Here is a 24708-nt window from a genome sequence, read left to right as displayed (position 1 = left end):
ACATATGAAGCTGTATTAAATAAAGTCGCAATAGATTCTGGCGAAAAACTTAAAAGACTATTATACGCTATTGCTCCTTTATACAGAGATGCTTCTCCACTTCCTGATCAAATACAATATACTCTTGTTCAATTGTATTCAAGTTTAGTTGAGTCTTTGGAAAGCCTAATAATATTAATTTCATTTGGACGTATCTGGGACGCAAAGCTGCTTGGCAGAATAATTGCAGAAGGCTATTTAAAATTCTTTTATGCTTTCAGTGGTGAAAATAGAGAAGTATTGGCAAAACTAGATGAATATCTAATTATAATCCCATCAATGAACAGAATTAAGATTCATAATTTGGCCAAAGAATTCCTGAGCAAAGTCGAAGTTGACCAATTCAAATATGAGGCATTAGTGGATGCTTTGTTGGATGAAGAAGTAATAAAGAGATTTTACGATACACATTCAGAAAAGAAACTCAAAAAGATTCCTGGAAAATGGAAAAATAATGAACTCCTAAAATTACTTAAGGATGATCTTGATCCGAACCTATATATCAGCCTTGAATACGACTATAAATTGAGCAGCCAAATAGCTCATATTGATGCTAATATATTGGAGCAAAAGCAAGAGTTCATAAATGATATATATAAGGGCATCTATACAAAGCCGATTTCATTGGGAGCGAGCACCTTGGCGAATTCTCTCACAATAGTTTTGGAGTGTACATTGAGGTTTTTACATTTGCAAGGGATGGACCCCGAACAATTTTGACCAGGAATTCACTGAGTATCATAATGTGATAAAAAGGTTGCATGAGATTGCTTTAAAAGAATGGACTCAAATGGAATTAAATGATGAGATAACAAAGAAGTAGTCAGAGATCAAAATAATGGAGAGAGTTTTATGAGCAACTATCCCCAATATCATGTCTTGGACGCTATCGAGGCTGATTGCAAGGAATACCTGGAAGAATATCTTCAGGCATCGGATTTGCAGGAAAAGCAAATGATTTTAATTCAGGGAATCAGAACATTGGACTTCTTATTTTCTGAAAGTGTCCGTGATGACATAAATCAAGAGTATCGGCAGAAATTAACTGATGCCTTATTATACGGATATCCATCTTTTCTTAGTCAAACTTACAACGATTTTACTTCTATGAAAAATATCCCTCTGCATGTTTCTACAAAAGAAAGTATTGTTCTATCAAACAGAGCTGTCTATGCCTGTGAATTATTGGGAAGGATATCCAATTTCAGAGAATTAGTCGGGTTAAATGTTCTGGAGATTAAAGAAAATACTTCTAGACGTATTCATTTAAGCTTCATAGAAAAATATCCTTGGATTGAATTTATAGAAAAAGAAAACGTCCTAAAATATTCAAGCTTGATACAGAAATCACAGATGGAAAAATACGAGATATTAGTAAAAAATCATGAAAAAGTTATAAATAAAATGGCTTCATTAGTTTATTTATGGAAGAGCAATTTTATTGGATATAAAACGACTCCTGAAATTGATAATTTTTATCATTACAATGCATCTTTTGATGCTGTAGAAGCCACAGAATGGGATGTTTTCCCCGAACGCTGTACATTTGGTGGTGTTCCCTATAGAGCTTATGTAGATACTGTTGTATATTTTATGTCATTTGCGCTTAAACATATGCAATATTGTCATATCCTATTGCAAAAATATCCTCATCTAAAAATTCATAACTTATTATGTACAATTAATGTACAATCAGAAACCATAAGTCTGATTAAAGGTTTAAATAATGTAACATTGGAGGATGCAAAAAAAATATTTGATACAATTATTCTTGATAATAATAATCTTTATCAACACATATATCTAAGGTCTGCACCGCCTCCGCTTATTCAGTTGTCAAAGCACCAGTTTATCCGATCAATTTGCGGTTGTTTAGACAGACCTTTTGAATTTATGTTGGATACATTAAGGCATAAATACCCAAAGGAATGGGACTCCAATACCAAATTACGCGAAGAGGAATTTCGAAAAGATCTCTACAGTCTTTTCGAGGATGGAACAAGTATAAAAATTGACCGGGAGATTGTAATAAGTGAAAATGGTAAAATGATCACGGATATTGATGCGTGCATTATTGATAAAATTACAGGAGAAATTGCATTTATACAGCTTAAGTGGCAAGACCTTGTATATAACAATAATAAAATCTTATTGAGTAAAAAACGCAACTATGAAAAGAAGACAAAGGAATGGATACTCGCGATAAAAGATTGGCTGAATTATGCCTCTGAAAAGAGAATTGCAGATTATTTGGGAGTAAGTGCTAAGATGATTGATAAGAGTAAAATCAAATTATTTGTAATAGGGCGTTTCAATGGAAATTTTTCAGGTAACGATATCCCAGATAATAATGTAGTCTGGGGGCAGTGGTATCAGGTTTTGCTTTTTATGGGGCAATTGAGAAATAAGGATCGCAATATAACAACTTTATATGAGTATTTGAAAAAAAGTAATCCATACAACATACCTATAGTAACGCAACCTGTTATTTATAGGATTGGGGACCGTACTCTGAAATTTGGGTAATTTAAAACTTATTGTATCAGACTTAGGACTTTTACCATATTAAATCACAACTTAAGCAATTTGAATTAGATACGCTTAAAAAATGTTTGCTATAGATTTCTACTCTCCCACCCCAAATTCCCCGCTCTCCGCACCTTGCATTTCCCCCCAAAAAAGCTATAATTAACATTAGGTGGAAATTAAAAAGTCGCCGTGACCTAAGAGTGTTGCAGCACCCTCAGGCACGAGCAGGTGGTATCCGCACCTACACGTAACAGTCCAGCTGTCCACGACGACATCCTTATTATACAATGCCGCCCCTTTCCGCACAAGCAAAGCGCCTGTGCTCCGGGTGAAGCGACTGTAATAAGGTAAGGTGTCGGCAAGGAACAGAGCAGACTGTGCGGCTTCACGCAGCAGGAGATTCAGCCTATTCCTGACCCAGGCAGCGGAAAGGAATTGTTCGCATACCGGTTATGCGGACCGCTTTTCTGTTCACAGCCGGTTTATTTCCGGTTGAGTGGGGTTGGGTGTTAGGATTCAGCAGATAACGAAGCATGGCACATGTGTAGGGTGAAAAAAACCTCGCATGTGCTTTTTAATTTCCCCTATCAAAGCAGACGGCAGGACCGGGTCAAGGCCCGGAGCCTTGCCGCTGCTTGAAATAGGGGGTAGAGACTGGAATGACGGATTACAAAAAAATGTATTTTCAACTGGCGGCTAAAGTTGCTGATGCCATGGATCTCCTTTTAAAGGCACAGCAGGAGGGCGAAACCGAATTCATGGATGGAGAGCCGTTTCCGGAGAGCAAAGCCGTAGTCATTCAAGATGAAGGCTGTGATTATGACTAAGAAAGTTATGGACTTAATTAGAAAACCGCGGAAATCGGGTTTGTCCCCAAACGCGACAACGTTGTCGTGTTTGGGGACATGTCATGTTTGAACTGTCTATTGCACCGGAATACCTATGCAGCATTGCTCGAGCGGTCATCAACATAAAAGAGATAGGCGTCATCCCTTTTGGGACAACGCCTATCTCTTGCCTTTCCGTACCAGTTTGGGGTATAGTTCAATAAGTTTCCCTATTAAACCGTGCCTTTGGCCCCTAATGTATTATTTATAGTATTGAGGCTTATCGTTTAAGTCTGCCGCCATCTGTAATGAACATTATTATGAAACGAAGCAAGATCCAATTCAACGGGAGGGCTTCCTATCATTCGTCAACCCCAGCAAATAATCAACACTGGTTTTATAAAACCGCGCAAGCTTTATCAGCGAAGTGCTGGGAATATCGAGTGCCCCGCTTTCATACCTTTGACTGGCTGGCAGGCCGCAACGCCGCGCGTCGGTAGGTCCAGCCGTCACTTGCGCAGCCATTAAGAATGCCGTGAACTAAAAGTAATAAACAAAGAAAGACCAAACCGTTTTCAAATAAGACTTGGAAGCGGTTTGGTCTTTCGAAAATCTACTTTTTGGCGGCGCGAATTTCATCCAAATAGTTATAGACAGAATAACGGGACACCCCAATCGCATTGGCCACATCATCGACAGCTCCTTTAATTAAGAAAACACCCTTTTCATCTAAAGCCTCAACGATTTTCAGTTTATCCTCCTTTTGCATTAGTGAAACAGGTTTGGAATACCTGGATAATGTATCGCTGATGATTTGCTCCAGGATATGGGAAATGCCACCATACTTTTCTTCGGATACATTTTCGGTTTTATCCTCGTGAGGTAGCCACTCCTCCGTAAACTTTTTCATTGCCTCTATTAATGATAGATCATAATTGATGCAAAAGCAGCCAATTACTTTACCTTGTTCATCCCGAATAAATATGTTGGAACATTTCGTATTTCGGCCATCTTTTAACCTGCGCGTAAAGTTGCATATATTGGGAACATTATCACCATATAACTGAAGTTGCAATTGCAATGGTTCAGTAATGGAAGAGCCAATCTGACGGCCAACCACATTGCCCGCCAAATATACGACCGAACTTTCAGGGTGAGAGAATTCATGGATAGCTATTTCGCAACTGGCACCAAGTGTTTCCGCCAAAGCATCAGCAAAAGGAACATATTGTGCAAGTTTGGGATGGATGGAGTTAAGAGCTTGACTCATTGGATCACCTCAATAAAATTAGTTCTTCAAATAGTTTAAGATAAGTTGATGATTTTAACAAGCGCTATCTGGATCCATAATTATAGTTTGATCAATGCACTTAATTTTCAAACTCAATTCCACCTCTTCACTTAGGAAAGGGGAATTTGCTTTGAGATTCAACCTACACAGGAGTCATCCTTCTTCGATTTTACTAAAATTTTTTAATAAATATAAAAAAATTGTTGTAAGGTCCTAAAAAATATTGTAAGATAAATTTGAAAACAACATAAAGGTCATCTTATATACGGTATACAACTACCTGCCTGAATATCGGGCAATTATGGAAGCGAATGCTTTAAAGAATAGTGAAGGGATCATTTTTTTGCTTAATCTTGTGAAAAAAATAAGATGATCAAATGAAGGAGGTGATAACTTTGAAAGGAGATTATTCAAACAGATGCCTGCGTACCCATGGGAACATCGTAGAGGCACAAGCTTCCAGCAAGCTTGTGCAAAAAATAATTATAACAAGATGGAGGACATTATTATGAATCTAGCACAATTTAAGCGCAGACGTTACACAGAAGGTAAAACTCCCTTGGAATTCCTGCCCAACTTCAGCAAAGCACTGGGTGGCCCTAATATTTACATTAAAAGAGATGATCTTTTGGGGCTTACATCAGGTGGCAACAAAACGAGAAAATTGGAATTTTTGATGCAGGATGCTCTGGATCAAGGTGCCGATACCATTATTACTTGTGGAGCAGTCCAATCCAACCACTGCCGTCTTACGTTAGCCGCTGCAGTGAAAGAAGGGTTAAAATGCAGACTTGTCCTTGAAGAAAGAGTAAAAGACAGCTACAACCCTGAGGCCAGCGGTAACAACTTCCTCTTCCATGTACTGGGTGTAGAAAAGGTTTCTGTTGTTGCAGGCGGTTCCAATATGCTGGAAGCTATGCAAAAGGTAGCTAATGAACTTGCTGCTGAAGGCAGAAAAGGATATATAGTTCCCGGCGGCGGTTCCAACCCTATTGGCACCCTGGGCTATGTCGCATGTGCTCAAGAAATTTCTGAGCAAATGTTTGAAAAAGGCATCAATTTTGACCATCTTGTCTGTGCCAGCGGCAGTGGCGGAACACACAGTGGATTACTTGTTGGATTCCAAGGCAACAACATGAATATTCCTGTTACAGGCATCAGTGTTAACCGTTCAACTAAAGCTCAGGAAAACCTAATTTTCGATCTTGCCAATAAAACTGCAGAGAAAATAGGACTTAAAATAGCAATTTCCCGTGAAGCAGTAAAAGTTGTTGATGAATATGTCGGACCGGGATATTCTCTTCCTACCGAAACGATGGTAGAAGCAGTACAACTACTTGCAAGAACTGAAGGAATCTTGCTTGACCCAGTTTATACTGGTAAGACAATGGCAGGGCTTATCGGATTGATTCGTCAAGGCCAATTGAAAAAAGGTGAGAATGTGGTGTTTGTACATACCGGCGGATCTCCGGCATTGTATGCTTATATGCCAACAATTCTTGGTAAGGATAAATAATTTAAGAAAAATAATAAGCAACTAATTGAGATGACCATCAGGGTATGGTCATCTCACTCAAATCAAATTAGGGGATCTTGCACAGTTCCTTAACAGGAGTGAAGAGTGTAATTTATGAATAAGGTTATTGGAATTTTAGGCGGAATGGGCCCTTTAGCTACGGTGGACATGTTTAATAAAATTGTCACGTTAACAGAGGCTACTCGAGATCAAGACCATATTCATCTTATTATTGATAATTATCCAGGAATTCCGAATCGTCTTGACTTCCTCTTAGGTGACGGGGAAAGTCCGGAGAAAGCAATGGTTGAATCAGCTCTTAAACTTCAAAGCATGGGCGCTGATGCAATTATAATGCCCTGCAATACTGCCCATTACTTTTATGATGCTATAGAAAAGCATCTCCGTATTGATTTTATTAATATGATTGAAGAAACAGCGAAAGAGATTAAAAAAGAGAGCACTCGCTGTAAGAAAATAGGGCTGCTTGCTACAAGAGGGACTTATAATACAGGAGTCTATGATAAGACATTTGCTTCCTATGATATGGAGGTTATTAAACCCGATGAAGAGGGACGGCAAGCTATAGCGGATTTGATTCTAGCCATCAAAGTAGGCCAAGACACCTTTGACTTGACAAGTATCTATCGCGTAATAGCTCAATTAAAAAAGAAAAATGCCGAAATTCTGGTTTTGGGCTGCACTGAATTACCTATTGCCTTTGAGAAGTTTAATATCAATGAAAAGTATATCGATCCGACAAGGGTACTCGCTTGCTCCGCGATTCGATACGCCGGAGGAAAAGTGCGCGAATCCTCAAACTAGCTTTGCGCTTGTTCTTATTGACAACTAAAAATGATGATGGAGGGAAACTAATGAAAAGAATAAATTTGGCCACAAAAATTTTCATCGGTTTAATCCTAGGAGTCCTCGTCGGTCTTGTTGTTCCTGCTGACTTCGCGAAGAGTTATATTCAGCCCCTTGGTGAATTGTTTATGCGCTTAATTAAAATGGTTATTGTTCCTTTGATCTTTTCTACCCTTGTTGTAGGAGCTTCAAGTGTTGGTGATGTAAAAAAGCTTGGCCGAATGGGCGGAAAAACTGTAGCCTATTATATTAGTACGACGGCTATCGCCATTGCTATCGGTATGACACTAGCTAATATGATTCAGCCTGGTGCTGGCATTCAAATACCAGTTGATACAAACTATCAAGCAACTGAATCTCCAGGGATCATAGCTATGATTTTGCAAATTATTCCTGCTAATCCTTTAGAGGATTTAGTAAAAGGAAACATGTTACAGATCGTTGTCTTTGCTCTTTTTGTAGGTGTCGCGATCACCTTTGTTGGCAAAAAGGCGGAACCGGTACGCAATTTCTTTGAAGGATTCTCCGAAATAGTGTTTGTAATTACCAATTTTGTCATGGCATTAGCTCCTATTGGTGTCTTTGGTTTAATGGTCCCAGTTGTTGCTGTTCATGGTCTTGCTGTTTTAGCGCCCATGGCTAAGATCATCCTCGTTGTATTTTTGGCCTGCTTCATCCACGCAGCATTTATTTATTCGGCAGCTATTAAATTTATAGGAAAAGCTAGTCCTATCAAGTTTTATAAAGCTATGTTCCCAGCGCTTTTAGTAGCCTTTTCTACCTGCTCAAGTGCAGCAGCTTTACCTTCTACTTTTAGATCTGTGGAAGACGGCCTGGGTGTTTCTAAAGATGTATCCAGTTTCGTGCTTTCTCTAGGATCAACCATTAACAGCGATGGCGCAGCAATTTATCAAGGTGTGGCAGCCCTATTTGTAGCACAAGTATATGGGTTGGATTTGACAATAGCCCAACAATTCACCATCGTATTAACAGGCACACTGGCCTCCCTTGGAGCTGCCGGCGTTCCTGGTGCAGCCTTAATCATGCTGACAATGGTTCTCTCCTCAGTTGGTCTACCTTTAGAAGGTATAGCTCTGGTAGCAGGTGTTGACCGTATTTTAGATATGGCGCGTACCACTTTAAATGTTGCCGGCGATGCTTCCGCTGCCATGATTGTTGGCAATTCTGAAAATGACCCTGTGCCTTCTGCTAATTTTTCAGTCTGAGTATTTTAACACAGCCAATTAGGGCGAAGACTTAGTAAGGCTTGTGCAAGAAATAATTATTACAAGGTGGGGGCTATTATTATGAATCTAGCACAATTTAAGCGCAGACATTACACGGAAGGGTAAAACCTCCTTGGAATTCCTGCCCAACTTCAGCAAAGCACTGGGGCGGTCCCAATATTTACATTAAAAGAGATGAGCTTTTGAGACTTATGTCAGGTGGAAACAAAACATCGTTGGCTTAATATGAATTTAAAATTTAATAATTTTTATTAGGAGGTAGCAAGATGGCTAATCAAGAAGTAGAGAACAGCTATGAATTCGATGCGAGTAAAAAACTTGATATGTATGGCGGAATATTAGGTGGACTAATTCCATTGTTTGTACTAATTGGGATATTAGTCTGGCTTTCGGTTGCTGAGCGTGGAGGAACACAGGCTTTTTGGGCGGGCGGTTGGCTTGCTATCGTGGCAGGATTGTTATTTGCTAAAAATAAATTTGAATATTGTCAAGCGGTTCTCCGAGGACTAGGTGATAAGAATGGTATAGTAATTGTTACGGCTTGGTTGTTTGCTGGTGTTTTTGGCCAGTTAATGGTTGCGGGAGGTCTAGTTGAAGGTTTGCTATGGTTTGGAATGGAAGCCGGAGCAACAGGTGCAATTTTTGTCTTGGTTTCCTTCTTAGCTGCAATGATGTTTTCACTGGGAACGGGTACGAGCACGGGAACAGTACTTGCCATTATGCCAGTATTATACCCAGCCGGTATATTTCTTGGCGCTAATCCAGCTATGTTAGGTGCCACGATTTTAGCAGGTGCCGCCTTTGGCGATAATTTAGCACCAGTATCTGATACTACGATTGTATCGGCGTTCACCCAAGAAGCAACAATGAAGGATGTTGTTCGTAGTCGTGCCCCTCTCTCATTGACAGCTGCCGCATTGGCCGTAATACCAATAATGATACTTGGCGGTGGCGGCACAGTATCGAATTTACCTGAAATAACAGCAACGGTTGACCCACGTGGACTCCTTATGTTGGCTAGCTTTGCAGTCGTTGTCGTCTTGGCTCTAAAAGGAAGGCATATTGTAGAGTCTTTGATTTGGGGAAACATTTGCGCAGCAATTATAGCCATGTTAACGGGCAAAATGGTACCTTCAGTATTATTTCACATTCCCGCTCAAAGAGGGGAATCAACAGGATTAATTGAAAAAGGGATTTCTGGTGTAACCGGAGCGATAATATTTGCCCTTCTCGTGTTAGCCGTAACTCAGATATTAGTAGAAAGTGGAGTTATGAATAGCATATTAAAATGGGCTGAAAAGACAATCGCTAAAACCGTTAGGCAAGCGGAATTATCAATTATTTTTGTAACAATCATAGCATCGATTCCAATTGCAGCAAATGCACCAGCAGAATTACTCGTTGGTCCAAGTTTCGTAAAACCAATTGGCAAAAAATTTAACCTAGCCCCTGCAAGGCGGGCTAATCTCATGGATTGCGCAGTATGTTCGATGTTCTTTACCTTGCCCTGGCATATTTGTGTTATTGTTTGGTATGGGGCTATGTCTTCCGCTGCTCAGGCATTTAATCTTCCATTGCCATCGATTTGGACGGCTTTAATGAATCCATATAACTGGACTTTATTAGCGGTTCTGTTTTTCTCAGTATTTACTGGATGGAATCGTAAATACGAAACCCCAGCCGCTTCCAAGAATTCTGTTCAAGCTTAATCCCGCTTCAGCACAGAAGGAACACTCTAATCGACAAACGAGTTTTGATTATCGAAACTCGTTTGTCATTATGGTCAATTTCAAAGTTTTGAGTTGGAGTGATATGATTTTTGTACAGTCAGAAAACTCGTTTATGAATGGTTCGTTGTCATCGTCGTCGGCCTCATGGTTCGAGTCGATGATTCATTTCTTTCGTTCCTCCGCTTGGTCTGTGGACTCCCTTCGGCTTGCCTTCGGTCACCATCGTTGGCCGCCTGGCTCCACTACTCTACGTACGCGGACAGGTGGTCCTTGTCGGCGACGGTATGAAACAGGCCAAGGAAGGGCGGCGCATGCCGGGGGTGAAGAAGCTGCACCCAGGAATCCGAGAATTCGTCCAAAGGCGAGTACATCTTCGTCCATTTGTTCGGTGCAATCGGTATTCTGGCCGGTTCTCGACTCAAGTGGTTCTGTCTGCCTCTGTTCATGAACCTGCAAGACGGCGTCAAAACGATTTTGGGTTGGAAAAACTAACGAAAATCGGGTTTGTCCCCAAACGCGACAACGTTGTCGTGTTTGGGGACAAATTTATGCCGGCTGTAAGCCCCCATGGGCAGGCAGGAAAAAGCAGATCATGGTGGAAGGGTTGCGCATTGTTTTTGCTGATTTGCTGAGTGAAGAGCGTATCCACGCACTCGTAGAGCCGACCGGGTTTCTGAAATTTATTCCTGTGTTAAGATCAGTGACCGTTGACAAATTGTCTCATACTGTAACCTATCTAAAACAATACAGCAATGCCAGTATTGTGCATATCGAAACTGAAATGATCACCTCTGAACCCTTTGTCCATCTGGGGCATGCCATGTTTGAACTGTCTATTGCACCGGAATACCTGTGCACCCCAAATGGAGGGGGCGGTTCAGGTAAAACAAGGCAGCATTCCTTCGTGGTGACACCCCCCTTGCCGGAGCCGGAATTTCAGAGGGTTCTGCTTAAAGAAATTGCGGTGACCATTTGACAAGAGGCTTATCCAGGAACGCGACAACGTTGTCGCGTTCCTGGACATGTTTCGTGCCGGCCGTTACTCTGAGCGGGCTTCTTATGAACAAGGAACCCTGACCTGATTCTGAATAAGAAAAAGACAATGGACCGCCGGCCAAGTGACCTTAGCCGGCAATCTCAAGGCATTTATTTAAGGCTCAGACTCCACGCAGCCCTCTCTAAGGCTGAACTGGATCGAACAAATCATTGACGACGGTGTTGACGACCTTGATGTCCTTGACTCCCGTGAGGGCGCCGCTGGTCGTCATTAAAATATCTTCCTCTATCATCCGATCCATGACGGCCAGAATTTCAGCCTGGCTCAGATCCTCCCGGGGATTGAGAATCGACAGGGTGAATGTCTTTCCCCCGGCAGTACTGAAACTGAGCCGGAGGATTTTATTCGTTGAAATCGCCATTAAGCTCCATCCTTTCGTTTTTGATTTTTCCGCCCATTATTCTTCCTTCAGCCGGAAATTCTTTTTCAACTGCACATCCAGAACCGGATGAAGGGAGAGGCTGAACAGGGCCTGTGCGATCTCATAAAGTGCTTCCTCGGAAGCATCGGGACGTACATAGCTTATACTCTTCTGACGGCTCACCGGCGCTCCGGCAGGTGTGTAGCCGTCCTGATAGACCACTACCAGTGCGGAATTGAGTGGTTCCGATACAATGGCCATTCAATTCAACTCCTCTTTTTTCATTGGCAGACCGGATATCCGGCCTGTCTCTATACTCTATGCTCTGGTTCCCCCGGAGGTTACAGCCGGAGTAAAAAAATATGGAAAAAAAGCTTGTCCAGGACCGCGACAACGTTGTCGTGTTCCTGGACATTGTTTAGGCGGCGGCCACTCCGGCTACCTGTTCTTGCCCTCCTGCAGCCGGTTGAGCAGCTTCATGAGCGGCGTCACGTCCTTGAGCAGGTCCATACGTCCCTCGGTGTCGCAGAGGTTGTTCACAAAACGGCTGATCAGCTTCATATTCATATTTTTGGCCACAAAATCAAAATCCTCGTTAGTCATATTCTCCAAAAACCGCCTGAGAATCAGTGAATTCTCATAATTAGCCCGCAGCGGCTTGGTAAGCTCGGCGTAGTCCCCGCGACCGCAGATGTCATAAGCGCTGTAAACCCCGCTCAGAATGGAAGTGAATTGCCCGAAGCCGAATCCAGGGGATACCGCGCCGAAGCAATTGCCTGTGAAATAAGTGTTTTCCAGCTTCGCTTGATTGCAGATGCCGACGATATAGTGTTTGAATGAGAATTGATCGGTCATGCGGAATTGCTGATGCAAATCCTGGCTGACCATGCCGTAGAATTGATTCCACATCTCCTCGTCATCCCGCTTGATATTGCTGGGATAATCCGGACTGAACATCACCACATTGGCTTCCTGATCCGAATAGGGGATGACCCAGCCGTAGCCCTTGGGGAGCACATCGCAGTCAAACCAGACATGGGGCGTATCCGCCTGGAAACTGCCCGTTACGGTAGCGCCCCGGACGGAGCCGGTGAAGTCGGCCCGAAAATTGCCCAGGCGGCAGGCATATTCGGCATCCCCCGTCGCCAGCACCACCGCGTCGAAATCCTTGCACAGCGTCTCATATTCCTGCTGCGAATGGTATGCGATGGGGGCTGAGACCTGGTCCCTGAGTTGCCTGTCGTAGGAATCCTCGTGCCTTCCCCGTATGTTCAGGTAGCCGATATCCCCGCTGATGACGCCTGTCTCGTGTTGGGAGTGGATCTCGATTCGGGAGACCTTTGTCAGTGGGTCCAGCCGGATGCCGAATTTTTCCCGCAGATAGGGGAGGCAGTTTCTTACCGGCCGGTTGAGAATGTGGAACATGCTCTCCGCGTTGACAAAGCGATCTCCGACGCTGGCTCTTTTCTCAAAGATGAACGGCGTAATGCCGTGCTTTTCCAGGGTGATGGCGCAGGATAACCCCGCCATTCCCGCTCCGATGATAGCAACTTTCATGATGGTTTCCTTTCATCCGATTCAGTGCGGGTTTGATCGGTGGTTTTTAGAAAATTAGGGCGCTTAGGTGAAATACTTTTGTCCGGAAAAAGCTTTCCCAAAAAATCTTCGCGGTTGAAAGGCGCGCTGGGTGCGGCGTAGGCAACGCCAAAGCTGTTGGACGAAACGATGATGGTCACGATCAGGCACAGGCCCAGGGTAAAGCCGATCAAGCCGAAGACCGCAGAAAGCAGAATCATGAGAACCTTCAAGATCCGGAAGGGATTCATCAGAGTATAATCCGGGATCATGAACGAGGCGAGCAATTCGGTGGAAACAATGATCAGCAGCAGTGGACTGTACATGCCGGAGGCGATGGCGGCCTGTCCGATGATAATCGCCCCCAGAATGCCGATGGCCCCGCCGATCTTCTTGGGAATGCGCAGCAAGGACTCCCGGATGATTTCCACGATGACTTCCAGCTGAACGATGCCTGTAAACGCGTTAAAGGGCACGTTGGCCCGCATAGCCGCCAGAGTCAGGATATATTCCGAGGGAAGGGTGTCATGGTGAAAGGAAATGATGGCGATATACAGGGCACCCAGAGTGATGGAAGTAAACAGGGCGATAAACCGCAGGCCCTTGGTGAGCAGGGCCAGGTATTTGTTGTCGTAGATGTCGTCGCAGGAGACGAGAAACTCATGGAAAACCTTGGGGGCGATCAGCCCCAGCCCGCTGCCCTCCACCAGGATAATGGCCTTTCCCTCCAGCAGCGCGTTGCAGGCCATGTCCGACCGTTCCACAATGCCCGTTTGCGGGAAGAGGCTCCATTTACTGTTGAGGATCCGCTTTTGCAGCGCGCCGGATTCGACGATGCCGTCTACCCTTATCCTGGCAATCCTCTGTAGGATATCCTTCACAAGGCCGGGATTGGCTATATCTTCAATATAGACCACGGCAACCGATGTTCTGGTTCGTTTTCCCGTTTCCAGCATGGCGATTTTCAGCCGGGGATCTTTGATTCTGTACCGGATCAGGGACAGATTGGTGTCGAGATTCTCAATGAAGCAATCCCGCGCCCCGCGCAGGGTGTATTGCAGTTCCGGGCTGTCAATGCTTTTGCTTTCAATCTTTTTGATGTTTGACACCAGATAGCGCCCGTCCCAGGGGCCCAGCAGCACAGTATATCCATCCAGCAGATAAGCGTCTATGGCCTCCGGATTGTCGTCCAGGGCGCAATGATCCACATACAGGATGCGATCCCGGAGCTCTTCCGCCGGGGGCGTTTCCCCGGCGGCGGCGCGGGCAATCAGCGGCTTGAGTATACACTCGGACAGCTGCGCCCGGTCGGTGAGCTGCCGGATAAACAAAACCGTGATGGCATCCCCGCCCGTACACGGAACGACCCGCGCCGAAACGCCGCTGAGCCGCGCGCTGATTTTGTCGATGTCCATAGGATGGATTGATGATTTTGTCATGGCTTATAGCTCCTGGGGAAGCTCGCTCTGGACGAGTGTGACGTCGGTCGTGACCTCCGTCGCCGCGTCACTATAGGCCTGCTTCCAGTCGATAGTTTGGAAGGCGCTGTTATGCTGCGCCCGAAAATGCCGGTAAATCCCCAGATAATCCAAAGCGTACTCCTTTTGCGAGGTATCCAGGGCCTGTAGGATATCCTCAAGGACCGCCTCCTCAAGAAGGTCCTCCAAGGCCTCCCGGTCCGCTATAGTGAGGGGCTGCGCCGTGGCCCCATAGTTCAGCACGGCCTTAAACCCCATTTGAACTTGGAGCATGAGCTGTTCATCGGCATACACCGTGGTGATTTTTTTGTTGTTCAGGGTAACATCCAGCTCATACCGGTTCGAATTCAAAATGACTTCGTAATGAAAACTGCCGTGGGGATTGAGGAAAAATACCACGCCCCGCCGTTCGTCCTGTGGAATAAAGCCAACCTTTTGGGCGTTTTCAAAAACTGTATACCCGGTCAGCGTGATATGGGAGTCCGCGACGCCCATGGCGGGGATCAGAAACCCCACCTTTTTTACCGCCAGCGCCTCCAAAAGATCGCCGATATCCACAAAAAATGAGGAGCCCTCCCTCATCAGGTTTTCCTGTATGTTATCAATGGCCAGCCCCACCGACGACGCGTTGTCCAGCGCGGCGTTCAGCAAATCCTCCGGCTCTTCGGCGGAGGTGATGATTTTGAGTGATTTTCTGGTGTTGCGCTGGGTCCGGCTCCGGTTCAGATATTCCTCCACACCCTGGAATGCCAGCCTGTCGGTAAAAATCAGCATTTTTAAGGCGCCCAGATAAACCGGCCTGCTGCTTTTACGGTTCAGATCGTCACGGGCTTGGGTATACGTTTCCCCGCTGGCCTTGATGATCGAAAAGTTCAGGTTGCCCTGTCCGCCGGCGCCGCCTCTTCGTGACTGGCCGCCCAGATCGGCGACTTCCCCATAGAAATGATACTCTCCATCCTGATAATCGATCACTTCCGCGATGTGAATATTCTCCTGCTGGATATCCGTCGAATCCCAGCAGCCCCACAGCAGCGGCAGGCAGAGGGCAAGAGCGGTTAACTTTATGAGCTTATTCAGGCTTCATCACCACCCTCTTTACGTACTGCCACGGGACCGGAACAGATGGGCCACCCACAAAACAAAGGGGATGACAAAGGCCGGCAGCAGCCCGGTATACGTCGTGAAGCGGTTGAACACCAGCAGCACATCCTCCGCGTTGGGAATCAGCAGGCCTGTAGCGTAAGCCGCCGCGCCGATGGCGAGCATCGGCGTAATCCCGGTCAGCTTAGAAATCAGCTTTTTCGCATAGGCCGCCGATGCAAACATGATCAGGGAAGTGGTGCAAAAGATGGAGGTGAGCCACCCCATGATGAAAAACAGATCCAGCCGCTTAGCAAATTGCAGGGCGGCGATGTCCAGTCTTCGAATCGCGGTCAGAACCGGATAATCGTAATTGACCATATCATTGATGCTCAGAATAGAATAGCAGCCTTCCAACTGAACAATAAAAAAAGTGCACGCCACCAGAACCGCAATCCCCGCCGTGAGCAGCGCTTGGGAACCGTTGCGTCTGGAAAGGGGGATGACAGTGATGACCTCGAAGCCCAAAAAAACAAAGATAGCAGACGGAACCGCCCGGATATAGCGGCTTATCTCCGCCGGGTCGATCAGGGGCAGGTTATTCAGTGGGTTTCCCTGTGTAAAGGCAATAATCTGCAAAATAAAGCCTGTTATCAGCACGATCAGGCCCAGGTATTCAAGAATCCTGCCCAAATTGGTAAGCCCTTTCGACGCGGCGTATAGGGAGACGCTCATAATCAGCAGCATGGTGGCCCAAACGGGGGTTTTATATAAAATCTCCGCCTGGATGATATCGGCCGCGCACCGGACGAAGAAGGCAAGAAAAATAAAAAAGTAGATAAGATATATACCGCAGAAAATACGGGATACGGCTTTCCCCACCAGCAGCTCGCTGTATTCCGCCAGCCCTTTCCCCCGGTAGAGGCAGCCCAAGTGGATGATCAGCAGAACGTCGGCCACGAAAAAGACGGCGGCGATGAGCAGGCTCAGCCACGCCCCTGTTCCGGCGGCCTCGCTCATGATTTTCGGCATGACCACCGCGCTCAGGCCAACTGTTGAAATAATGATAATAAAAAACAACTGTCTGTTTGTCACACTGTTTGTCAAGGACTCATCCCGCAATTCGCATTTTTATTAATCATTCCCATTTATCGGCTATCTACTCATGAGGCGGGGTAGTTCAGCGCACATTAGCAGCTGAAGAGAGTCTATGGTAAAGGATAAATTTGCTGTTTATGTACTGTCGCTTGGTACATCGTGGCTGGAAATAGTTATCGCAAAGACATTGAAACCTGCGAAGTTCAATTTGTCGGTTAGAAAAAACAGCAATAGAGTTGTCCAGGAACGCGACAACGTTGTCGCGTTCCTGGACATAGTTTATGCCGGCTGTCACTCTTAGCAGGCAGATCATATGCTATAGATAGAAATGCAGTAGATTTTGCCAGGTGCAGGAAAGGGTGGATTAGATGACGGATGAATTGGCGACCAACCGGACCCCCGTTGTGATTGCCTCGGAGATCAATACCATGAAGGGGCAGATGGAGAAAATTCTCCTTGTTCATGCCATCGAAATCGGGCGCAGGCTCAAAGAAGTCAGAGCCATGCTTCCCAATGGGGAATGGGGGCAGTGGCTGAAGGTGTCCGTCAACTACTCCCAAAGAACCGCCCAGCGTCTTATAGCCCTTTTTGACGCTTATGGTGAATATTTTCCCTTGTCCCCGGCCGGGGAATCTTCTCAGAACCGGACGCTGCCCAATCTGACCTTTGTTCAGGCCTTGACTCTCTTGGAGCTTCCCGAGGAAGAGCGGGCTGGGTTCCTGATGGAGATGGATGTGGAAGGCATGAGTACCCGGCAGCTGAAACAGGCCGTTGAGCAGCGGCAAGAGGCCCGGCAGGAAGCAGAGCAGGCCGTGACCGAGCGGGATCAGGCCAAGCAGGAGAGCGCAGCTCTTCGTGATGATCTGGACAAGGAAAAGGATAAGAATGCCCGGTTGGCCGCAGAACGGGACGGACTGAAAGCCGCAATCCATGATTTGGAGAGGGTAAAGGGTGAGCTGGAGCAGGAGATCGAGAATAAGAAGGCCTCCTATGACAAGCTGAAAGAGCGCTCAGGTTATAAAGCCATCAAAAAGATGGAGGCATCCCTGGATGAAGCCTATGGCAAGGCTGAGGCCAATAAAATCGCCTTCTTATATGACAGCTTCTTCAAGACCTTTAAGGAATTGGCCTATGGAATGACCAAGTTTGCCGGCAAAAACCCGGAGCTCCATGCCATATATAAGGAGAAGATCCATGATTTCCTCCACAATGCCTTGCGGGAGAAGCTGTGAAAAGTGCTGCCTGTAGAAAAATTTAGTAGAATCTTGTGTCAATAGAACTTGTACGGTACAATAACGTATAAGATAAAATTAGGTGGTGAGCCTGTGCCGAAAAGCCTTACACCCCGCCATACAGCGTCACGGACGCCATGATTCACTTAGTTGCCGAAATCAGCGAACAAGTGGGTATTGTTACCGTAAAAAATGAGAGTGCTGTTAACCCCCATTTACGCAGGGATAATCAAATACGAACGATTCATTCCTCCTTGGCGATTGAAAACAATTCTCTGTCCCTGGAGCAAATGACGGATGTGATCAATGGCAAACGTGTTCTTGGCGCACCAAAGGAAATTCGTGAAGTAAAAAATGCCTACGAGGCATATAATCTCCTGCTATCCTTTGATCCGTGTCATATCGACGATCTTTTAAAAGCACATAAAATCCTCATGCTGGAATTGACCCATGAATCCGGTCGCTTCCGTTCCGGGGGGGTTGGTGTTTTTGCCGGGAGCGAACTGGTACATATGGCTCCGCCGGCTGAACTTGTGCCAAAACTGATCAGTGATTTACTTCATTGGGTAAAAAATGCCGATACACATCCTCTCATCAAAAGTTGTCTATTTCATTATGAATTTGAGTTCATACATCCCTTTGCGGATGGTAACGGGCGTATGGGCCGGATGTGGCAAACCTTGCTGTTAAGCCGCTGGAAGCCGGTGTTTCATTGGCTTCCGGTAGAAACCCTGATTCGCGAACGGCAAAACGAATATTATAAGGTACTGGCTCTTGCCGACAAAACCGCGGATTCCACTGCCTTTATTGAATTCATGCTTAGGGTAATTCGCGATGCTTTGCGGGAGCTTATTCAAACCGAACAAGTACGCGAGCAAGTAACCGAACAAGTTGAGCGCCTGATGATGGTCTTAGGAAATGAAACCCTATCGGCAAAAGAGCTTTTAGAACGGCTCGCGCTCAAACACCGTCCTACGTTCAGCATGAACTATTTGCGTCCGGCCTTGGAACTTGGGTTGATCGAAATGACTGTGCCGGATAAGCCAAACAGCAGCAGGCAGAAATACCGGGCAATTAAGAAAACAAAGTAGCCTGAAAATGTTCTTTTGACAAGCTGAAAGAGCGCTACTGCCCATAAAGAAAACCAGGCTTCCCGGGAGTATGCACTCTTCAGGAAGCCTTTCTTTGCTCAGCTGTATTTGTCTGCGCAGAGATGCTTATACGTTTTGCCTCAGACATTGCCCTTATGAATCTAATTTTCCAGAATCCGGCCATTGGTTGTGATCGTGACGACCTGCCAGGGTATGATTTGACCGCTGCTTTTGAGGGCGGTTTTCACCGCGCTTTCCAAACCACCGCAGCAGGGAACTTCCATCCGGACAAGGGTCAGGGATTTAAGTGAGTTTTGCTGCAGAATGGCCGTCAGTTTTTCGCTGTAGTCCACAGAATCAAGTTTCGGACAGCCGATCAGGGTGACTCTGTTACGCATAAACTCGTTGTGGAAATTCCCATAAGCGTAAGCAGTACAGTCGGCGGCGATCAGGAGATGGGCATTATCGAAATAAGGGGCATTTGGGGGAACCAGCTTTATTTGCACCGGCCATTGCTTCAGCTGAGATTTATTCTCCTGCTGGGTTTCCGGTTTATAGGTGGATTCGGGACGGCTCAGCAGCTCGGCATGATTGCCTGGACAGCCGCAAGCCAGGGTATGCCCTTGGTGTTCATGATGTTCATTGTCGTCATGCTGGTGGTGGCCTTCCAGATGTTTTTTGACGGCTTCTTCATCAAATTCCACCGCTTCTCTTTCTTCAAAAGAGATCGCATCCTGCGGGCAGGCAGGAAGACAGTTGCCAAGCCCGTCGCAATAATCATCGCGAAGCAGGCTGGCTTTGCCATTTACCAGCACCAGCGCCCCTTCGTGACAGGCGGTAAGGCATAATCCGCAGCCGTCGCACGACTGCTCATCGATTTTAATAATTTTTCTGATCATTGTTGGCTCCTCCTCGGGGATTTTTACTTTCATTCTAACATGATGCAGGAAGGGGCGATGTGCGTAAAATCACGTTGTCACAGTTCATACATCCCTTGCCGATGGCAATGGACTAACGCGTTATTGCCAAAGGGATATCTATGGTGTAAAATGCCACTAGAACATTTGTTTGATTTCGGGGGAATGATTCGTATCAGCATGTACTATCTATATTAGGGGAGGGAGGAATCAATATGGGGTTGCTTCGGGAATTATTTGGTCCAAGTCAGCATGAGGTTTGGGAAGCATTATGTCAGGAAATTGGTGCGGACTTTATTGACGGAGGCTTTTTTAAAGGAACGAAAGTTGTTGCTGAAATCAAAGAATGGGTCATTACTTTAGATACCTATACCGTGTCGACCGGGAAAACATCCACAACCTATACCCGAATGAGGGCGCCTTACCTAAACAAAGATGGGTTTAAATTCAGGATATATCGCAAGGGGATTTTCAGTAATATCGGGAAGCTTCTCGGATTACAGGATATAGAAGTGGGTTACCCGGAGTTTGATGATCAGTTCATCATTAAGGGAAACGATAGGGATAAGTTAGTGAGTCTATTCTCAAACTCAAGAATACGCAAGCTTATCGAAATACAGCCGGATATCTCCTTGGAAGTCAAAGATGATGAGGGGTGGTTTGGCAGCGAATTCCCGGAGGGCGTTGATGAACTGTACTTTCAAGTTCCCGGAATAATTAAAGATATGGATAGACTGAAGACGCTCTATTTTCTTTTTGCCGAAGTGTTGAATCAGTTATGCCTTATCGATTCGGCTTATGAAGATAGTCCGGATGTAACGGCTCAGCTATAGTTGGCAACACCATGCCTAAGGCGAACTTGATAGCGGAGGTGTGCTGATATGCGCTTATGGACGATTCAAGATAAAGCGGCATATGACGACCTTTGTGAAAAGGGCGTTCTGCATTGCGATGCCGCATTAGCCGGGTGGTTGAAAGACGACTTGTTCAGGAAATCCTACGACTGGCTTGTTGGGGAAATGAAAGGGCGTGTCGGAGAGCCGCCCCAAGGCGTTGAGTATCCGGTATGGGCTTGGTATCTCCTGCTTGGTAAAAATGTAAAACCCGATTTGCGGAGAGTTGAGTTCAGAAATTATGTCGGCGAACACTATGTCATCGAAGCCGAAATACCCGACGAAAAGATCTTGCTGAGTGATGAGGAATACTGGCACTTGGTGCTGAACGACAGCTATTTTTCTGATGCGCCGGAAGATGATGATGAAGCTGAGGAACTTGCGGACAAATGGTTTGCCGGCCTGCCATCACGAGAGCAGGAGCAGGTTAAACGAGAATCTTGGAAGAAGGTATTCGATAAAGCCTGCTGTCCGTGGACTTTTGTACAAGCGACTTTTTGGGAACTGCGAAAAGAGCAGATTGTAAGCGTGAGAAAGTTTTACGGCAAGGCAAAACCAATTGAACTTTAAAGGCTTCCCCAAGAGTTATTTCTCTCGGGGAAGCCTTTGTTTCATTGAAGGTCGGCGTAGTGAGAATTTAAATAGTCTTCGACACCCTTTATCACCATTTGGACATCTTTAAGAGTTTTTTCAGCGTCTTGTTTACTAGCGAGATAGAAATCATCATAATCACTGGCTAATCTCAGGTCCTGAGAGCTTGCGATAATCTTTCGGTATTCTTTTGGAAATATTCCGGTCTTCACAAAATTAGTATTAAACGCACTAATAATTCCAGAATGCTTCCGCGAATCAAGTCCTAATGTAGCTAAAGCCGCTCTAGCCGCCTGAAAAAGGGAGTAGTATGCCTTGGATAAACAATCCCGGTAATGTTCCAGCTTAAAAAGATCCTCGGCAACTGCTAACCGTTCTTTAGCCGATTGCAATCGGTAAAAGGCCAAATCTTTGGTTTCTACACAGTCCACAGTGTTTCTCCTTCTTTAAGAACATTTTCAACAAAAGGTACGTGCATTGTTGACAGCTGGTTAAAATATTCCCCTTCATAAATATTGAGCGAAATATTTATGTCATAACCCACATCGTCAAGTAAAAGAAAATCATAAAGTTTATCTCTGTCTACTTTATTGCGATTGCGGACCAGAATCATAATATCAATATCGGATTCAGGCAAAGAATCCCCTCGGGCTTTGGAACCGTATAGAATGACAGAAATTAAATTATCTCCACAAACATCGCGTATATGTTGAATTGTTTTGTCTAAGGCCGTTTGTTCTGTTTTAGTTAGGGATGCCATAGAATCACTCCCGACTCAGAGTTAAATCTATCTGAATTATATCATGCAATATCACTTAGCTCAATTCCTTACTAAACCCCATATTCCTCATTCCCTTCCTCAAGCAGGAATTGACAAAAATCAGGAGAATATTATCGAAAACGGAAAGATACCTAAAAGAGACGGATAAAGCAAGTCTGTCTTTTAACGGTGATCGAAAATCAGGAAAGGATCTTTCATATTAAAGAGCTGAATGAACAGGCCCAGGAGATGGGTTGCTATCGATGAAGCCCAGGATATGGATGCTCATGAGTACGCCTTAATCCAGGCCTTGATGGAGCACAACGAGGAGATGCGGGTCATTGCCGTGGGGGATGACGATCAGAATATCTATGAATTCAGAGGGGCCAGTTCGGAATATATGGTGAATCTGATCCTGGAGAAGCAGGCAACCCTGTACGAGCTGGTGGAAAACTACCGTAGTAAAAGCAATCTTGTACAGTTCAGCAATCAATTCGCCGCCAGGATTCCTCTCCGTTTGAAGGATACGCCGATTATCCCCAAGCAAACGGATCTGGGGAAAATCAAGCTGGTACGCTATCATAGCAATCAATCATCTTTTTACCCCGCTGGTGAAGGATATGCTCAGGGAAGGGCCGGCGGGCACCACCTGTGTCTTGACCAAAAAGAATGACGAAGCCTTGCGGATCACCGGACTGCTGGTGAAGAACGGTCTCCAGGCGAAGCTTATTCAATCAATGACGGGTTTAACCTGTATAATCTGCTTTTTTCTGAGCTCCCTTGGTTTGGCCGAGGGGGGTATTCACCATCAGCCCTGAGACCTGGACCGCGGCCAAGGGCAAGCTCAAAGAAAAATTTGCCCGCAGTAGTTTAGATTATTTTGCGACAGAAATCTCATTTTGACCCCTTACATTGCCGCCCATTGAGTGCTCAACCCGGCAGTCATGAGCATCAAGCGCTCTAATGGCCTTGGCACACTATTTGCAAATAGAATTAGGGCAAAGGTCTGCTCGTTACCTTCACATAACTGCAGAAACAACTGAACTCTGAGCGAAGACCATTTTATACGAAAAACAAAGCTGACGGGAGGAAGAAGATGAAAGAATGTAATGGATGCACTGGCTGCAACGAGGTCAATATGCCGAGAGAAATGGAAGAACTGGATGAAGTGCCTTCCAATCGCTTCCCGGAGTATACCATGCTCTGTGAGAGCTGCCGCCATGAATTCAAGCTTGAAGCCTCTGAAGAGGACATAGAAAAGGCTGTCTGCCCCGCTTGTCAAAGTGCCAAGGTGCAGAATCTCTATATTTCTTTTCCCGAGGATGGCCCTGGATTCAGGAAAAAAGTGAGTGGGTTCTCTTTTGGCGGCTGCAACTAGAACGCTGCACTTACTCCATCTGAACCATACAACAGTTCCCTGCCTATAAAGAAAACCCGGTTCGCCGAGCTTTACATTTTACGCATCACAAAGGCTTCCCAGGAGGTTGCACTCTTAGGGAAGCTTTTTTGTGTTCAATTTTTTGTCTGCTGCTGTGCATCTGTACAGCTCAATCCGAGATATTCTCGCGGATTTTGGCCAGGATCTCCTTTTCCAGAGCAGACAGCTTTTTGCTCTGCCGCTTATAAACGAAAAACTCCCAAGCCAGATTCAAGTCCGTAAGGGGCAGGCCCAGCATGTCATCGGGCAGGACACTGAGCTTGCCGGCATAAAAGGAAATATAGCCCCGGCGCAGCAGATCCCAGGTCAGGCCCCATTCCGTATCCCCCACAACCGAATGCGCATCCAGGCCCCATTCCCCCAGCCGGTTCATCAGCCGTGACTGGGACCGGTTGTCCGAGTTTAGGGTAATGAGCCGCTGCCCCTTTAAATCCGCCATGGTCAGTTCCCTCTTTTGGGCAAGGGGATGGCTGCGCTGCAGAATGACCCCGATGGGGCTTTCGTAGTGAAAAATCTGCACAAAATTTCCCGAAGTCAGAGGGGATGTGGTCATAACCAGATCGCAGCCATAATTCTGAAAGGAGCGGCTGCGTTCATTATCCGGATAACTTTGCAGACGGAATTGCAGCCTGGGATGGGCATCCATTAAATCAGGAAGAAAATGGGCAGGCAGCATCTGCAGCATGCCCATAAAAAAGCCGATTTTATATTCTTTCCTGCCCTCTCGATTCAGGTTGCCAAGCCGCGTGACAATCGAGTCATGGTGATGCAAAAACTCAAAGGCCTGCTGTTCCAGCTCTCCTCCGCAGTCCGTCAGTTCAACTCCCTGAGGAGTACGTATAAAAAGCCGGGCATTCAGCTCATTTTCTAAATTGGCGATGATCCGGCTGACTGCCTGCTGGCTGATAAACAGCCGTTCCGCCGCTTTCGTTATGCTTTTCGTCTCACATACTTTCAGGAAAACCTGCAGCTGCTTGTATTCCATGTCACCCTCCCTTAAGGGCACAACAATGAGTTGTTCCCCTGTGCAAAAAGTTTGTTTGTGATTTCACTTACTAGTTTAGTATACTATGGGCAAAATCCAAGTTCAA

At 45.6% G+C, this 24708-nt stretch carries 25 protein-coding genes and 1 pseudogene; 14 read left to right on the top strand and 12 right to left on the bottom strand.

The features are described from left to right. The first annotated feature begins 132 nt into the window (after positions 1 to 132). The 3 genes from DESLBE_RS13445 (at position 133) to DESLBE_RS26580 (ending at position 3395) form a co-directional block, all read left to right on the top strand. Positions 133 to 759 carry a DUF5677 domain-containing protein gene (locus tag DESLBE_RS13445; protein ID WP_282433886.1) on the top strand — a complete coding sequence of 209 codons (627 nt, stop codon included), beginning with the start codon at positions 133 to 135 and terminating at the stop codon, positions 757 to 759. Between the two features lie 132 nt (positions 760 to 891). Next, the gene (locus DESLBE_RS13440; protein WP_144677249.1) at positions 892 to 2565 is read left to right on the top strand and encodes a hypothetical protein; all 1674 of its coding nucleotides are present in this window, start codon (positions 892 to 894) and stop codon (positions 2563 to 2565) included. 662 nt (positions 2566 to 3227) lie between these two features. Continuing rightward, positions 3228 to 3395 (top strand): hypothetical protein, encoded by a 168-nt coding sequence (locus tag DESLBE_RS26580; protein ID WP_015942922.1) that lies wholly within the window; start codon positions 3228 to 3230, stop codon positions 3393 to 3395. Positions 3396 to 3737: 342 nt separating this feature from the next. Here DESLBE_RS26580 and DESLBE_RS27035 read toward each other — a convergent pair. Beyond that, positions 3738 to 3857: pseudogene (locus DESLBE_RS27035) on the bottom strand (XRE family transcriptional regulator); the annotation flags it as partial. Between the two features lie 151 nt (positions 3858 to 4008). Beyond that, complete coding sequence (locus DESLBE_RS13425; protein ID WP_144677247.1) at positions 4009 to 4665, bottom strand: PAS domain-containing protein; 657 nt, start codon at positions 4663 to 4665, stop codon at positions 4009 to 4011. Positions 4666 to 5194: 529 nt separating this feature from the next. On the opposite strand from DESLBE_RS13425, the gene DESLBE_RS13420 reads away from it, so the two are divergent. The 5 genes from DESLBE_RS13420 (at position 5195) to DESLBE_RS13390 (ending at position 11022) form a co-directional block, all read left to right on the top strand. Then, complete coding sequence (locus DESLBE_RS13420) at positions 5195 to 6202, top strand: D-cysteine desulfhydrase (RefSeq protein ID WP_144677245.1); 1008 nt, start codon at positions 5195 to 5197, stop codon at positions 6200 to 6202. Positions 6203 to 6316: 114 nt separating this feature from the next. Continuing rightward, entirely contained in the window at positions 6317 to 7027 is a 711-nt protein-coding gene (locus DESLBE_RS13415; protein ID WP_018306588.1) for an amino acid racemase, read from the top strand. A 50-nt stretch (positions 7028 to 7077) separates the two neighbouring features. Continuing rightward, on the top strand, positions 7078 to 8295 hold the full coding sequence (locus DESLBE_RS13410) for a dicarboxylate/amino acid:cation symporter (RefSeq protein ID WP_144677243.1): 1218 nt from the start codon (positions 7078 to 7080) through the stop codon (positions 8293 to 8295). A gap of 287 nt (positions 8296 to 8582) precedes the next feature. Next, the gene (locus DESLBE_RS13400; protein WP_144677241.1) at positions 8583 to 10025 is read left to right on the top strand and encodes a Na+/H+ antiporter NhaC family protein; all 1443 of its coding nucleotides are present in this window, start codon (positions 8583 to 8585) and stop codon (positions 10023 to 10025) included. Between the two features lie 613 nt (positions 10026 to 10638). Beyond that, positions 10639 to 11022: a hypothetical protein gene (locus DESLBE_RS13390; RefSeq protein ID WP_243131315.1), complete on the top strand. Its 384-nt coding sequence runs from the start codon at positions 10639 to 10641 to the stop codon at positions 11020 to 11022. Between the two features lie 202 nt (positions 11023 to 11224). Here DESLBE_RS13390 and DESLBE_RS13385 read toward each other — a convergent pair whose 3' ends face one another. The 6 genes from DESLBE_RS13385 to DESLBE_RS13360 all read right to left on the bottom strand — a co-directional run bounded on the left by DESLBE_RS13385 (position 11225) and on the right by DESLBE_RS13360 (position 16704). Continuing rightward, the gene (locus DESLBE_RS13385; protein WP_144677239.1) at positions 11225 to 11464 is read right to left on the bottom strand and encodes a DUF2922 domain-containing protein; all 240 of its coding nucleotides are present in this window, start codon (positions 11462 to 11464) and stop codon (positions 11225 to 11227) included. 36 nt (positions 11465 to 11500) lie between these two features. Then, a complete protein-coding gene (locus DESLBE_RS13380) occupies positions 11501 to 11725 on the bottom strand; it encodes a DUF1659 domain-containing protein (RefSeq protein WP_015942926.1) in 225 nt (74 codons plus the stop codon). Positions 11726 to 11902: 177 nt separating this feature from the next. Then, the gene (locus DESLBE_RS13375; RefSeq protein ID WP_144677237.1) at positions 11903 to 13021 is read right to left on the bottom strand and encodes an NAD(P)/FAD-dependent oxidoreductase; all 1119 of its coding nucleotides are present in this window, start codon (positions 13019 to 13021) and stop codon (positions 11903 to 11905) included. Then, a complete protein-coding gene (locus tag DESLBE_RS13370; protein WP_144677235.1) occupies positions 13018 to 14478 on the bottom strand; it encodes a spore germination protein in 1461 nt (486 codons plus the stop codon). The genes DESLBE_RS13375 and DESLBE_RS13370 overlap by 4 nt, the downstream gene beginning before the upstream one ends. Positions 14479 to 14481: 3 nt before the next feature. Beyond that, a complete protein-coding gene (locus DESLBE_RS13365; protein ID WP_144677233.1) occupies positions 14482 to 15582 on the bottom strand; it encodes a Ger(x)C family spore germination C-terminal domain-containing protein in 1101 nt (366 codons plus the stop codon). Between the two features lie 30 nt (positions 15583 to 15612). Continuing rightward, positions 15613 to 16704, bottom strand: coding sequence for a GerAB/ArcD/ProY family transporter (locus tag DESLBE_RS13360; protein ID WP_243131314.1), 1092 nt, complete (start codon positions 16702 to 16704; stop codon positions 15613 to 15615). A 359-nt stretch (positions 16705 to 17063) separates the two neighbouring features. Here DESLBE_RS13360 and DESLBE_RS13350 point away from each other — a divergent pair, with 359 nt between their 5' ends. Beyond that, complete coding sequence (locus tag DESLBE_RS13350; RefSeq protein ID WP_144677229.1) at positions 17064 to 17927, top strand: DUF3102 domain-containing protein; 864 nt, start codon at positions 17064 to 17066, stop codon at positions 17925 to 17927. Positions 17928 to 18064: 137 nt separating this feature from the next. Then, the gene (locus DESLBE_RS13345) at positions 18065 to 19018 is read left to right on the top strand and encodes a Fic family protein (RefSeq protein ID WP_144677227.1); all 954 of its coding nucleotides are present in this window, start codon (positions 18065 to 18067) and stop codon (positions 19016 to 19018) included. 161 nt (positions 19019 to 19179) lie between these two features. Here the strand turns inward: DESLBE_RS13345 and DESLBE_RS13340 are convergent, their stop codons facing one another. Next, positions 19180 to 19917 (bottom strand): 4Fe-4S dicluster domain-containing protein, encoded by a 738-nt coding sequence (locus DESLBE_RS13340; RefSeq protein WP_026184195.1) that lies wholly within the window; start codon positions 19915 to 19917, stop codon positions 19180 to 19182. Positions 19918 to 20150: 233 nt separating this feature from the next. Here DESLBE_RS13340 and DESLBE_RS13335 point away from each other — a divergent pair, with 233 nt between their 5' ends. Then, entirely contained in the window at positions 20151 to 20768 is a 618-nt protein-coding gene (locus DESLBE_RS13335) for a DUF3137 domain-containing protein (RefSeq protein WP_144677225.1), read from the top strand. Between the two features lie 48 nt (positions 20769 to 20816). Next, the gene (locus tag DESLBE_RS13330; RefSeq protein ID WP_144677223.1) at positions 20817 to 21398 is read left to right on the top strand and encodes a DUF3841 domain-containing protein; all 582 of its coding nucleotides are present in this window, start codon (positions 20817 to 20819) and stop codon (positions 21396 to 21398) included. Positions 21399 to 21439: 41 nt separating this feature from the next. Here DESLBE_RS13330 and DESLBE_RS13325 read toward each other — a convergent pair whose 3' ends face one another. Continuing rightward, complete coding sequence (locus DESLBE_RS13325) at positions 21440 to 21850, bottom strand: HEPN domain-containing protein (protein WP_172625430.1); 411 nt, start codon at positions 21848 to 21850, stop codon at positions 21440 to 21442. After that, positions 21838 to 22179, bottom strand: a complete 342-nt coding sequence (locus tag DESLBE_RS13320; protein ID WP_144677221.1) for a nucleotidyltransferase domain-containing protein — start codon at positions 22177 to 22179, stop codon at positions 21838 to 21840. Before DESLBE_RS13320 ends, DESLBE_RS13325 begins: the two co-directional genes overlap by 13 nt. A gap of 232 nt (positions 22180 to 22411) precedes the next feature. Here DESLBE_RS13320 and DESLBE_RS13315 point away from each other — a divergent pair, with 232 nt between their 5' ends. Both DESLBE_RS13315 and DESLBE_RS13310 read left to right on the top strand, forming a co-directional pair. After that, positions 22412 to 22852, top strand: a complete 441-nt coding sequence (locus DESLBE_RS13315; protein ID WP_243131313.1) for a UvrD-helicase domain-containing protein — start codon at positions 22412 to 22414, stop codon at positions 22850 to 22852. A gap of 423 nt (positions 22853 to 23275) precedes the next feature. Then, positions 23276 to 23557, top strand: a complete 282-nt coding sequence (locus DESLBE_RS13310) for a hypothetical protein (RefSeq protein ID WP_005814718.1) — start codon at positions 23276 to 23278, stop codon at positions 23555 to 23557. Positions 23558 to 23726: 169 nt separating this feature from the next. Here the strand turns inward: DESLBE_RS13310 and DESLBE_RS13305 are convergent, their stop codons facing one another. After that, on the bottom strand, positions 23727 to 24602 hold the full coding sequence (locus DESLBE_RS13305; RefSeq protein WP_144677219.1) for a LysR family transcriptional regulator: 876 nt from the start codon (positions 24600 to 24602) through the stop codon (positions 23727 to 23729). Positions 24603 to 24708 lie beyond the last annotated feature (106 nt).

Source organism: Desulfitobacterium sp. LBE (assembly GCF_007830365.1).
In the GTDB taxonomy this organism is placed as follows: Bacteria; Bacillota; Desulfitobacteriia; order Desulfitobacteriales; family Desulfitobacteriaceae; genus Desulfitobacterium; species Desulfitobacterium hafniense.
This window is presented reverse-complemented; position numbering and strand designations above follow the sequence as displayed.